8 protein-coding genes are annotated in these 12,812 nt (G+C 73.0%); 3 read left to right on the top strand and 5 right to left on the bottom strand.

From position 1 onward, the window contains the following. The first annotated feature begins 5 nt into the window (after window positions 1–5). Window positions 6–767 carry an MIP/aquaporin family protein gene (locus tag LNW71_RS28780; protein WP_250970864.1) on the top strand — a complete coding sequence of 254 codons (762 nt, stop codon included), beginning with the start codon at window positions 6–8 and terminating at the stop codon, window positions 765–767. 38 nt (window positions 768–805) lie between these two features. After that, complete coding sequence (gene glpK / locus LNW71_RS28775) at window positions 806–2,323, top strand: glycerol kinase GlpK (protein ID WP_250970863.1); 1,518 nt, start codon at window positions 806–808, stop codon at window positions 2,321–2,323. Between the two features lie 233 nt (window positions 2,324–2,556). Here the strand turns inward: glpK and LNW71_RS28770 are convergent, their stop codons facing one another. From LNW71_RS28770 to LNW71_RS28755, 4 genes are read right to left on the bottom strand one after another with little or no spacing between them, the layout of a single operon-like run. Further along, window positions 2,557–3,162, bottom strand: a complete 606-nt coding sequence (locus LNW71_RS28770; RefSeq protein WP_250970862.1) for an ATP/GTP-binding protein — start codon at window positions 3,160–3,162, stop codon at window positions 2,557–2,559. Further along, window positions 3,143–3,565, bottom strand: coding sequence for a DUF742 domain-containing protein (locus tag LNW71_RS28765; RefSeq protein ID WP_250970861.1), 423 nt, complete (start codon window positions 3,563–3,565; stop codon window positions 3,143–3,145). Before LNW71_RS28765 ends, LNW71_RS28770 begins: the two co-directional genes overlap by 20 nt. A gap of 9 nt (window positions 3,566–3,574) precedes the next feature. Next, a complete protein-coding gene (locus tag LNW71_RS28760) occupies window positions 3,575–4,018 on the bottom strand; it encodes a roadblock/LC7 domain-containing protein (RefSeq protein ID WP_250970860.1) in 444 nt (147 codons plus the stop codon). Further along, window positions 4,015–6,897: a nitrate- and nitrite sensing domain-containing protein gene (locus LNW71_RS28755; protein WP_250970859.1), complete on the bottom strand. Its 2,883-nt coding sequence runs from the start codon at window positions 6,895–6,897 to the stop codon at window positions 4,015–4,017. The genes LNW71_RS28760 and LNW71_RS28755 overlap by 4 nt, the downstream gene beginning before the upstream one ends. Before the next feature lie 401 nt (window positions 6,898–7,298). Between LNW71_RS28755 and LNW71_RS28750 the strand changes: the two genes are divergently transcribed. Further along, window positions 7,299–7,778, top strand: coding sequence for a hypothetical protein (locus LNW71_RS28750; protein WP_285802216.1), 480 nt, complete (start codon window positions 7,299–7,301; stop codon window positions 7,776–7,778). Window positions 7,779–7,949: 171 nt separating this feature from the next. Here the strand turns inward: LNW71_RS28750 and LNW71_RS28745 are convergent, their stop codons facing one another. Further along, window positions 7,950–12,764, bottom strand: a complete 4,815-nt coding sequence (locus tag LNW71_RS28745; RefSeq protein ID WP_250970858.1) for a hypothetical protein — start codon at window positions 12,762–12,764, stop codon at window positions 7,950–7,952. Between the last annotated feature and the right edge of the window lie 48 nt (window positions 12,765–12,812).

Here is a 12,812-nt window from a genome sequence, read left to right as displayed (position 1 = left end):
GCGCCATGAGCAATGGAGACATCTTCGTCGGGGAAGTCCTCGGAACGGCCATCCTCATCCTCTTCGGCGCGGGTGTCTGCGCCGCCGTCACGCTCGCTCACTCGAAGGCCAGGGCCGCGGGCTGGGTCGTCATCTCCTTCGGATGGGGATTCGGTGTGCTGGCCGGGGCGTACACCGCCGCGCCGTTGTCGGGCGGGCATCTCAATCCGGCGGTGACCATCGGCATCGCCGTCGACACCGGTGAGTGGGACAAGGTCCCGCTCTACATCCTGGGCCAGCTGACCGGCGCGGTGATCGGCGCCGTGCTCGCCTGGCTCACGTACTACGCGCAGTTCCGTGCCAATGCCGACGCGGACACCTCCGGGCCCACCCTGGGGATCTTCGCGACCGCTCCGGAGATCCGGAACCCGCTGGCCAACCTGGTCACCGAGATCATCGCCACGACCGCGCTGGTACTGCCGATCCTGGCCTTCGGGAAGAACTCCGGGATCGGGATCGGCCCGGTGGCCGGTTCCGCTGCCGGCATCTACGGCTCCGGCATCTCCGTACTCCTGGTCGCCCTCCTCGTGGTGGGCATCGGTCTCTCGCTCGGCGGGCCCACCGGCTACGCGATCAACCCGGCCCGGGACCTCGGTCCCCGGCTGGTGCACGCGCTGCTTCCGATACCGAACAAGGGCACGTCCGACTGGAGCTACTCCTGGATACCGGTCGTGGGTCCGCTCCTGGGCGGTCTGCTGGGCGGCGTCCTGTTCAACGCCGCGTTCTGAGGCCGCTGCCACAAGCACCCGACGGACAAGGGGACGTCATGACGATCAGGTTTGTCGCCGCCATCGACCAGGGCACCACCTCCAGCCGCTGCATGATCTTCGACCAGGACGGTGCCGTCGTCGCCGTCGACCAGCGCGAACACCGGCAGATCTTTCCCCGGCCGGGCTGGGTGGAGCACGACGCATCCGAGATCTGGACCACCGTGCAGGGCGTCGTCGCGGGCGCGCTGGACCGGGCCGGGCTGCGGGCGGAACAGCTCAGCGCCCTCGGGATCACCAACCAGCGCGAGACGACCGTGCTCTGGGACCGGGCCACCGGCCTCCCCGTCCACCACGCCATCGTCTGGCAGGACACCCGCACCGCCGGCCTCTGCCAGGAACTCGGCGGCACCGACGGCCAGGACCGGTTCCGCTCCACCACCGGCCTCCCGCTGGCCAGCTACTTCTCCGGGCCCAAGGCCGCCTGGCTGCTGGACCACGTGCCCGGGCTCCGCGAGCGGGCCGAGCGGGGCGAGATCGCGTTCGGGACCATGGACTCCTGGCTGATCTGGAATCTCACGGGCGGCACCGAGGGCGGCGTCCACGTCACGGACGTGACCAACGCGTCGCGCACGATGCTGATGGACCTGGAGACACTGCGGTGGGACCCGGCCATCCTCGCCGCGATGAACCTCCCCGCGGCGATCCTCCCGGAGATCAGGTCGTCGTCCGAGGTGTACGGGACGGCCGTCGGCGCGCTCGCCGGTGTGCCGGTGGCCTCCGCGCTGGGCGACCAGCAGGCCGCGGTCTTCGGGCAGGCCTGCTACGACCCCGGCACGGCCAAGAACACGTACGGCACCGGAAGTTTCCTGCTGCTCAACACCGGGAGCCGCCCCGTGCCGTCCAAGAGCGGACTGATCACGACGCTCGGCTACCGGATCGGCGACCAGCCGCCCGTCTACTGCCTGGAAGGGTCGATCGCGATCACCGGGGCGCTGGTCCAGTGGTTCCGCGACCAGCTCGGGATCATCGGGAGCGCTGCGGAGATCGAGACGCTGGCGGCGAGCGTCGAGGACAACGGGGGCGCGTACATCGTGCCGGCGTTCTCCGGCCTGTTCGCCCCCTACTGGCGCTCCGACGCCCGGGGCGTGATCACCGGCCTGACCGGCTTCGTCACCAAAGCGCATCTGGCGCGCGCCGTCCTGGAGGCGACCAGCTGGCAGACGCGTGAGGTCGTGGACGCGATGTACCAGGACTCCGGGGTGCCGATCACGACGCTGAAGGTGGACGGCGGCATGACGGCCAACCACCTGCTCATGCAGCACCAGGCGGACGTGCTGGGTGTTCCGGTGATCAGGCCGAAGATCTCGGAGACGACGTGTCTGGGCGCCGCCTACGCGGCGGGGCTGGCGACCGGGGTGTGGTCGGGCCTCGACGAACTCAGGGCGCACTGGCAGCGCGATGTGGAGTGGCAGCCCCGTATGGAGCCGCAGGTCCGCGAGCGCGAGTACGGCAACTGGCGCAGGGCGGTGGAGCGGAGCCTCGGCTGGCAGCAGGAGGGCGCCGACGGGCAGTAGGGACTCTCGGCTGGATCACGCCGGGCTCACGTGCCCTGGCCTGACCCAAACGAAAGACCCTAGGACCGGGCGTCCGGCCGGCCACCTCCCGCCGGTCCCACGACGCGCGGCACGTACCCCTGTCGGCGGGGGTACGTGCCGCGTTCCGCTGTCGTGGTCCGGCCGCTGCCGGACCCATGTCATGGCCGGTGGCCGGTCCGCGCGGGCCAGTGCGTGTCCGGCCGCTGCCGGACCTACGTCGTGGCCGGTACGCGGAGCCGGTCCGCGCGGGCCAGCGCGTGTTCGACCACGGACACCAGTACGTCCCGTACGGACGACCGGTCCCGCGCGTCGCACAGGAGCACCGGCACCTCCGGATCCAGGTCGAGCGCCGCCTGCACCGTCTCGACGGGGAACCGGTCGGCTCCCTCGAAGCAGTTGACGGCGACGGCGAACGGGATCTCCCGGCGTTCGAAGTAGTCGACCGCCGCGAAGCAGTCCTCCAGACGCCGGGTGTCCGCGAGGACGACCGCCCCGAGTGCGCCCTGGGCGAGTTCGTCCCAGAGGAACCAGAACCGGTCCTGTCCCGGGGTGCCGAAGAGATACAGCACCAGGTCCTCGCGGAGCGTGATCCGCCCGAAGTCCATGGCCACCGTCGTCGTGGTCTTCCCCTCGACGCCGTCCAGGTCGTCCACGGGACGTCCTGCCTCGGTCAGCCTCTCCTCCGTACGCAGCGGTCTGATCTCACTGACCGCACCCACCAGGGTCGTCTTGCCCACGCCGAAGCCGCCCGCCACCAGGATTTTCAGGGTAACGGGCTCAACGTGCCGCTTGCTGCGGCTAGAGCGCCCGAAGGCCATTGATCACCTCGCGAAGAATGTTCACGTCCGGCAGCTCGGCCGGCGGAACGGGACGGGTTACATGCACCAGCTCGTCCTCGACGAGGTCACCGACCAGGACCCGGACCACCCCGACGGGGAGATCCAGACCGGCCGCGAGCTCGGCGATCGACTGGGGCATGTCACTGCACAGTTCGACGATCTCCACGTGTTCCGGGGAGAGCGTCTGGTCCCGGCCGGGATCGTCGGCCGCGGGTTCGGGGACGACGATCGCGATCAGGTCGAGACGATGGCGGGACGCACTGCTGGTACGCCCCCGCGTCATCGCGTACGGGCGCACGACCGGCCCCGCGTCGGCGTCGTACCAGCGCGAGGACTGCGGACCGCCGGGGGCGGCAGGGGAACGGGAGGAGTCGGCGCTCATGCCATCCACTCACCCTCCGGAGGGCAGACCGGTCGTCCGGGGCGAATTGGCCAGGTGGGCGCCCACACGCTTGACCATCAGCGTCATCTCGTAGGCCACCTGCCCGACGTCCGAGTCGGAGTCGGCGAGCACGGCGAGACAACTGCCGTCACCCGCAGCGGTGACGAACAGGAACGCCTCGTCGAGTTCGACGACCGTCTGGCGGACCCGGCCGGCGTCGAAGTGCCGCCCCACCCCCTTGGCGAGGCTGTGGAACCCGGACGCGACGGCCGCCAGGTGCTCGCCGTCCTCCCGGGTCAGGTCCTTGGACGCGCCGGTGGGAAGGCCGTCACTGGACAGGACCAGCGCCTTGCGGATGCTGGCGACGCGCTCGACGAGTTCGTCGAGGAGCCAGTTGAGTTCGCCGGATCCCTGGCGTGCGGTGTTGAGTGCTGCGGCGTTCGGTGCGGTCATGGACCGTCCCCTCCCGGAGTGGTTCCTTGTGCTGTGTCACTTGGGCCGGTCACGTCCTCGGCGTTCTGCAGACGGCCGCGCTGCCAGCCGCGCTGGAGCGAGGCCATCCGGCTGCGCACCTCGTCCGCGTCCCGCTCGATGTCCTGTGCCGTCTCCACCGGGGCCGGCTCGTCGGCACGGCCGCCGGATCCTTCGCGGAGCTGCGGAGCGAGGCTGGCCTGCCGGATCCGGCGGGGCAGCCCGCCCACCGTGTCCGCGGCGGGCGGCGAGCTCCGGGTGGACGACGGCGACCGGGGTGCCGGCACCGACGGCTTGGCCGCCGGGGCCGAGGCGGGCCCGGTGGGTGTCCGCAGACCGGGCGGCCGACGGGTCGATTCCGTGGGCCGGCGCCGGTCTCCGGACAGGGCGGGGCCGGCGGCCGCGGGCCTGTCCTCCGGGCCGGCGGTCGTGGGGTGGGCGCGGCCCGTCTCGTCGACCCGGCGGCCCCGGTCGGTGACCAGGGTCGGCGGCTTGCGCCGGGGCAGCGGCCGGGTGCCGTCCGGGCGCAGTGCCCGCACTCCGTCCGGGTCCTCGCTCTGGTCGGCGGCCTGCTGGTGCTGCTCGCGGTCGCCGCCGCGCCGCAGCTCGCGGGCCCGGAAGATGCCGCCGCGCTCGCTCTCGGTGTCCTCGATGTCGGACAGGCCGTCGAGTACGGGGTCGAGCCCCGGGCCGGTGACGGCTTCGAGCACCGGGTCGCGGCCGAAGTCCCTGGGTCCGAGCGGGCCTTCGAGCTCGACCGGCCCGTCCAGCAGCGCCGGGTCCGCCAGACCGGTGGGGACCGGCGAGAGGCCGGCGGGCCTGCTGCCCTGCGGGCGTCCGTCGGCGGGGACGCCCTGCGCGCTGTCGCCGCCGTTGGCGCCGCCCGCGGTGTCGCTGCCCGGCCTGCTGCTGGCGATCGCCTTCTCGGACCTGCGGTCGAGGCGGAATCCGCTGCCGTGCGCCTCCGGGGCTTCGGTCAGCAGCGGCGCCGGGATGAAGACGACCGCGGTGGTACCTCCGTAGGGGGAGGTCTGCAGCGACACCCGGACGTTCTGCCGCTGGGCCAGCCGGCTGACCACGAAGAGGCCGAGCCGGTCGGTGTCGGAGAGCTCGAACTCGGGGGTCTCGGCAAGCCGGAGGTTGGCGTCCAGGAGGAGCTCGGGGGGCATGCCGAGGCCGCGGTCGTGGATTTCGAGGGTGAAGCCGTTGGCGACGCGCTCGCCGTGCACCTGGACCGCGGTGTGCGGCGGTGAGAACACCGTGGCGTTCTCCAGGAGTTCGGCGATCAGGTGGGTGAGGTCGGCGACGGCGGGACCGCCCACGCCGATCCGCGGGAGCCTGCGGACCTCGATCCGCTCGTAGTCCTCGACCTCGGCGACCGCGGCGCGCACCACGTCCATCAGCTGGATGGGCTTGCGCCACTGCCGTGACGGTGCGGCCCCGGAGAGGATCACCAGGCCCTCGGCGTGACGCCGCATGCGGGTGGTGAGGTGGTCGAGGCGGAACAGGTCGGCGAGCTCTTCGGTGTTCTCGGTGCGGCGCTCCATCGTGTCCAGGAGCGTCAGCTGGCGGTGCAGCAGCACCTGGTTGCGGCGGGCGAGGTTGACGAACACCTCGGACACGCCGCGGCGCATGTCGGCCTGCCTGACGGCGGCCTCGACGGCGGCCCGCTGCAGGATGTTGAGAGCCTGGCCGACCTGGCCGATCTCGTCGCGCTCGTAGTGCAGATGCGGGGACTCGGTCTCGACGTCGACGTGTTCGCCGGCGGCGAGGCGGCGCATCACGCTCGGCAGGCGTACCCCGGAGACCTCGTGGGCGTCCTTGCGCAGCCGGGACAGGTCACGGACGAGTTCGCGGCCGATGCGCACGGACACGAAGACCGAGACGAGCAGGGCCAGGAATCCGAGCACGCCCGCGACGCCGGCCTTGATCAGGACGCCGTAGCCGGCGGGCCTGCCGCGGTCCTGGAAGCGGTTGTTCATCTCGGTCGAGTCGTTGGCCAGCCGGTCCAGGACCGGCGGGGCAACCTCCTGCCAGCGGGCGGGGTCTACCGCGCGGGAGTCGCGGGTGGGGCCCTGCGCGATGAGCTTGTCCTCGGCGGAACGCAGGGGCTCGCTGTCCGGGCTCGCCCAGTACTGCTCGACACGGCGGCGCTCCGACGCGGGGAGCACTTCGAGGTTGATCTCGTAGAGCAGACCGCGCTTGGCGATGAGGTCGGAGATCTGCCGGAGTTCGGGGGCGGTCAGTCGCCCCGCGAGGAGTCCCGACGCGACGAGCGCGTCTTCCCTGGCGAGCATTTCACGGGCGCGCGAGATACCGGCAAGCGCCCGGACCTGCTTGTCCATGGACACGTTCTCCATGACGTGCAGGCCGGTCAGGAAGCGGTAGCAGGGGTCGATGAGGTTGTTGTAGTACTCCATCGCCTTGGCCCGGCCGATGGTGCGCTTGTCGACGGAGTCGCGGAGCGACTGCAGTCCTTCGACGGCGCCGAGGATGGAACTGAGCTGGGTCTCGGCGTCGGGTCGCAGCGCGTCGCGGATGTCCTTGTGCTGGGCGCTGCTGGTGACCCGGTCCACGACCCGGTCGGTGGCGGCGCGCTGGCGGCGAAGGACCGGCAGGGCGTCGGAGGCGCGGGGGTCGGCGAGGAAGACGAGGGTCTGACGGCGCTCGTTCTGGACGGCCCGGACCGTGTCCTCCAGGGGGTGGCCGATCTTCTCCACGACGGTGCTCGCGCTCAGCAGCTGACCGGCCTCACGGCCGGTCAGATAGGTGGCGAAGCCCCAGAGTGCGGTGAGGGAGACGAGCGGCACCAGAAGCAACGCCACGATCTTCCTGCGGATGGACTTTCCGCGAAAGCGCATGGCCTCCCCCAGCTCGGCCCCGCGGCGCGGGGATGTGTTCCGTCAACAAACGGCGCGAGCCTACTACTGACACAGAGACAACTCGAAGGCATGTCCGGACGATTTTCGGCCGCCCTGCTGGGAGTTGACCATGAGTTGTCCCGGTATTCCGGGAGATGAAATTCGCGAAAGAGACAGAAGGGACCCGCCAGAGCGCCACATTCCTCCCCATGCCAGTTGGCTGGAATTCTTCGTTCCGTGACGGTTCGGGGGAATCTTCACAGCCGTGCACTCGTCTGTCTGTACGGGGGTAGGGGGACTGCTGGGACGCACTCGGCAGGATGGCACGGTCCGTCCGCGTAGAAAGGACGCATGCCGGGCAGCAACCCTGAAGTCGGACAGCGGTGGGGAGTTGAAAGTCCTTGGACACGCAAGAGCGTCAGGGCGAGGTGGAGACGGAGCAGACCCGAGCGGTAAAGGGTGCGGCGGCGCGCGACCGGCCGGAGATTCCGCGGCAGCCGCTCTGGGTGGAGGAGCCCGCCCTGCGGCGGCGGATGCCGGACCCGGTGCGCACGGCGGCCGTACGTGCCGTTCTGATCATGTCGCTGACGATCATCCAGGCGCTGGTGGCCTTCCTCTCGACGATGGCAGGGTCCTGGCTGGCCTTCCCGATGGTGCTGAGCAGCGTGGGCAGCACGGTGGTCGCGACGTGGTCGGTGCTGGACGTGTGGGTCACCCGGCAGGTGTGGAACCAGCGCAACGGCGTGGTGTCGGTGCCGAGCAGCTCGGCCCGGCAGCTGCGCCGCGAGCGGCGCAGGGCGAGGCGGGCGGCGCGGACCGAACAGCGCGACAGTGCCCGGATACGCCGCCGGGGCGCGGGCCGCAGGCTCTCCCGGGCCTGACAGTCCGGGCCACCGCCTTGCCGGTGCCGTCGGTCGAGCCGTCCGACGTGCGTACGCCGCCCCGCCGCGGGGGTCCACTGACCTGATCAGGTGCCGGTCCTGCCGTGGCGCCCGGCCTTCCGGTCCTGGCCCGGCGTCGGCCCTGTCCCGCCCTCGGTCCTCAGGCCCTGTTCAGGCGCCCTGGCCGGCGGACTCGTTCGCGGTCGCCGCCGGGGGCGTCTGGGCCCCCGATACGGAGCGCTTGAACATGCGGGTGGCGGTGATCTCTCCGTGCACCGTCTCGGCACCCGGGTCCTGCTGCGGCAGTCCGGGGCGCAGATGCTCCTCGACGCTGATGTACTTCAGCCCGGCCCGCAGGTCCGCGTCGTTGCGCAACCTGATCACCAACGGGAATTCGGCGAGCGCCGTCGTGTCGAACAGCCCCGTGGTGTAGAGCAGTTGCACGCCGAGCGCGTCCGACACCGCACGCTGCAGCTCCAGCAGATAGGTGGCGTTGGCGCGGCCGATGGGGTTGTCGAGGAAGAGCGTGCCCGCGTGCCGGTGCTGGTGACGGTCGCGGCCCCGGTCGTTGCTGCGCAGGGCGGCCATCGTGCAGTACAGGGCGATGGCGGCGGTGAGGAGCTGGCCGCCGGAGAAGACGTCGCCCATCTGCCCGACCGGCACCCGCTCGGCGCGCAGCACCGCGTCCGGCTTGAGGATCTCGACAGCGATGCCCCTGGGCTCCAGCGCCGCCTGTACGCCGCGCAGCAGCAGGGACATCCCGTCCCGGCGCAGGTCCGAGTTCTTCTTGAGCGCGGCCCTGGTGGCCTCGTCGATGACCTCGCCGAGCCGTTCGGTCAAGGTGGCCTGGTCGGGCTCCTCGAAGCGGATCCGGAGGAATTCCTGACCGGACCACTCCCCCAGCCCCTCGGGCAGCCGGGAGAGCCGCTGGGCGGAGCGGAGTGTGGTGAGGGCGGAGTCCACGAGGCCGCGCAGCCGGTCGACGATGGAGTCGCGGTTGCGTTCCAGCTGCGCCAGTTCGTCGGTGAGGACCCGCAGCCTGGGGGCGAAGGCGAGGGCCCACTTCTCCGCGTGCTCGGGCAGCGCCGCCGCCGGGAGTTCACGGATCTGCTGGCGGGCCGGGGTGCGGACCTGTTCGTAGCGGGTGGAGTTGGCGTGCCGGACCAGCACGTCGCTCGCCTCCCGTACGGCCGCTTCCGCGGTGGACAGGTCGGCGGCGCAGCCGCGCAGTGAACGGCGGGCCTCGGCGGCGGACTGCCGGGCCTCGTCGAGGCTGCCGGGGTACGGCTCGGGGGTCTCGGGGTCCTCGTCGCCGTGGTCGCGCAGAAGGTCCCGCAGGAGGGCCGCGGCCTCGTCGAAACCGCCTGCCGAGTCCTCCGCGGTGCGATGGGCGTGGAGCAGCTCGGCGTGGGCGCCCCTGGCGCTGTCCAGGGCCGCGGTGGCGGAGGCGAGTTCGGCCGTGGCGGTACGCAGGAGGGCCTGGGCCTGCTCGGCGTCCACGGGGGCCTGCTCGTCGGGGAGTTCGGTGTGCCGCCTCTCGCCGTCGGCGGGGGCCAGCCGCTCGGCCTCGCCGCGCAGCCGGCCCAGCTGCTCGCTGGCCGCCGAGGCGCGGGTCTCCAGGAGTTGCACCAGGGACTCCGCGCGGGCGGCCGCCGCCTGCCGGGACGGACCGTCGGCGCCGTCCGTTCCTTCCAGGAGCTGGGCTGCCCGGGTGCGGACCTTGTTGGTGAGCCGGTCGAGCTCGGCCAGTGCGGCGCTCTCGTCGCTCTCCGCCCGGGCCTGTTCGGCGCGGAGGTCCGCGCCGACGCCTACCTTCTCGTAGAGCTGGGACGCCGCTCGGTAGGCCTCGCGCAGGGCGGGCAGCGCGTGGCGCGGGGCGTCCGGGTCGGGCTCCGGCAGGTGCTCGGGTGCGCCGGCGATCTCGGCCCGCTCGGCGCGCAGGGCGCGGGCGGTGCGCCGGGCGTCGTCGGCGGCCCGCTGGGCGGCCCTGCGGTCCTCGTCGGCGGCCCTGGCGCGCTCCAGGCAGGCGGTCGCGCGGGCTTCGGACTCCGCCGCCTCGTCGACCAGTTCGCGCAGCTTCGCCTGCCAGCCCGCCCGTTCGCGAAGGCGGAAGGCGAGTCCGGCGAGTGCGTCGGCGACCCGGCGGGCACGCTGGGCGGCTTCCTGACGCTCGTCGCGGACCCGGGCGGTGTCCGCGGCGGCCTCGTCGGCCTCGGCGCGGACGGTACGGGCCTCGGCGAGTGCCGCCTCGGCTGTTTCGGCGGCCGTCCGGGCGCTGCCTGCCGCTTCGGCGAGCTCGGCGAGCATGCCGGGCGGGCAGTCCGCCCGCCAGGACCCGATCCGGGAGGCGAGCGCGCGGTCCGCACCGAGGCGTGCCGCCAGGGTGCGGATGTCCTCGTCACGGGCGGCGGCGCGGCTCCTGAGCGCCTGCCGCTCCTCGTCGGCGGCGTGCTCGTCGTGCATCGCCGGGTTCGGCGGCACGAGGAACACCCCGTCGGTGCTCGCGCCGGAGCCGGTGCCGGGGTCCGGGACGGGTGCGAGCAGGGCGGCCGCGGTGCCGACGGCGACGGCGGAGCGCGGCAGCAGGGCGGCGGCGCCGAGAACGTCCCGGGCCCGGGCGTGCGCGTCCGGGTCGGTGATCACCACACCGTCGACGAGTTCGGGGCGGGCCGCGAGCACGGCCGCGTGGTCGGCCGGGTCGACGGCCTGCGCGAGATAGCGCCAGCCGGGCAGCGCGGGGATGCCGTGTTCGCCGAGGTATTCGACGGTGGCGAGGACGTCGGGTCCTGGCGGCAGCAGTCCGCCGTCGCCGAGCGCGCCCAGGATGCGGGAGTCGTCGGCAGCCGCGGTGCGCAGCTCGAACAGGCGCCGTTCGGCGGACGCGACGCCTTGGTCCAGGAGGTCGCGCAACTCCTCGGCGTTGCGGTCGAACTCCTCGGCGGTGAGCGGCTGTCCGGCCGGCCTGGTCTGCGCGGTCGTGACAGCGGGGCCGCCGTGCGCGGCCGGGTTCGTCCCGTCGCCGGTGTCGGGGCCGAGGTCCGCGGCGGGGCCGCCGTCGGGTCCCTCGTCGTGCCGCGCCCGGTCATCGGTGCCGGAACCCGTCGCGCCCTTGCGGGGCCGGGGCACGCCGCCGGCCTGCGTGGCGGGCAGGCCGAGCAGGTCGGCGAGGCGGTGGTCGGCGGCGATCGACTCGGCCGCCCTGAGCTCGGCCTCGTAGGCCTGTTCCGCGGCCCGTGCGCCGTCGGCGGCCCGCGCCGCGGCGAGTTCGGCGCGGCTCTCGGCGGCCGCTGCCTGCCTGGACCGGTCCGCCGCGCTCCCGGCGGCCTCCCGGGCGGTGTCCCAGCCGGCCACCGCGGACTTCTCGGCGTCGTTCGCCGCGAGGGCCGCGCGGGCGGGGTCGGCGTTCGGCGCGGTGTCGTCGAGCCAGCCCGCCCGGACGGCTTCGGCGGTCTCCTGCTCGACCTCGGCGAGGCGCTGGCGGAGGTGGCCGACCTCGCTGCGGGCGCGCTGCGCCTCGGTGGCGGCGGTGGTGGCGTCGCGGTGGGCTGCTTCGCCCGCCGTCTGGAGGGTCTCGGAGCGCTCCTCCTCCTCGTTGGCCACGCTCTCGCCCGCCTCGGCTGCGGTGTGCAGGGCCCGTACGAGGTCGGCTGCGGCGGTGGCGCGGGCGGCGAGCGCGGGAGCGGCGTCCCGCTCGGCCTCGCGGATCGCGACGGCGACACGTGCGGAGCGGTCGGCGGCGGCGCGGTGACGCAGCACGGCCTCGGCCGCCTGCCAGGCGGCGTGCAGGGTACGGGCGTCGACCAGCTCCCGGCGCTGGGCGGCCGCGCTCTTCTCGGCGGCAGTCAGCGCCAGTGAGGCGTGCCGGTAAGCGAGTTCGGCGGCGATCAGGGCGCTGCGGCTGCGGGTCTCCTCGGCGCCGGTGACGGTGTGGGCCGCTCCGGTGACCTGCTGGGCGAGCTCCCCGGTCCGGCCGCGCTCCTGGCCGGCGCGGGCGGAGAGCCTGCGCGCCAGCGTGCGGGTGCGGCGCTCGGCGCCGGCGTGGATGTCACGGGTACGCGCACGCGTTCCGGAGGCCTCGACGATGCGGCCGAGCAGATCGACGGAGCCTGCGGTGAAGTCGCGCTCGGCGGTGAGTTCGGCCCGGCGGCCCAGTTTGTTGCCGAAGCCGCTGACGAGGTCGGCGAGACCGTCGGTGTCGCGGGTGTCGGTGACGGCGCGCAGCAGCAGGTCGGTGAAGTCGGAGTCCTTCTTGACGGCGAAGAGTCCGGCGGCCTCGCCCTCGTCGGCGTTCATCTCGCGCTGGTAGCGGAAGAGTTCGGGGTCGAGTCCGAGGTCTCCGAGGTGCTCGTTCCAGCGGTCGTGGATCTCTTCCCAGTGCACGTCGAGGTGCTGGTAGAACTTGCCCGCGTCGGTGAGCGCGTCGCGGAAGCCCTTCATGGTGCGGCGCCTGCCGCGCGCGCCGGAGACGCCTTCGGCGGGGCGGCCCACCGCGGTGGCCTCGGCGACGGGCAGCGAGTCGAGGCTGAGTCCGGGACCGGGCCGGAAGGAGTACCAGGCCTCGGCGAACTTCCTCGGGTCGTTGGAGACCTGGCGCCCGCGCCATTCGCTGACCTTGCCGACGACGACGCATTCGCCGGTCAGGGTGTGCTGCCACTCCAGCGCGACATGGCCGCAGTCCTCGGCGAGCAGGAACTTGCGCAGCACGCCTGAGCTGGCCCCGCCGAGGGTGTTGCGGTGGCCGGGCAGCATCACGGAGAAGATCAGCTTCAGCAGGACGGACTTGCCGCCCCCGTTCTCCAGGAAGAGCACTCCGGCGGGGGCGGGGCGGCGCGGCGGGCCGACCGGTTCCTCCTCGAAGAACTCCGCCTGCGCCGGGGCGGGATGGGGCACTGGCTCGCCGACCCCGCGCAGGTCGAGCACGGTGTCGGCATAGCGCGCACCGGCCGGCCCGATGGAGTAGAGGCGGACCCGGGACAGCTCGTACATGGCGGCGGACTCTCGTCGTTCAGGCAGCGGGAGGGAGACGTCGGTGGC

The sequence above is a fragment of the Streptomyces sp. RKAG290 genome, assembly GCF_023701695.1.
In the GTDB taxonomy this organism is placed as follows: Bacteria; Actinomycetota; Actinomycetes; order Streptomycetales; family Streptomycetaceae; genus Streptomyces.
Note: the sequence above shows the minus strand (reverse complement) of the source record. Positions and strands in the feature narration are given on the sequence as shown.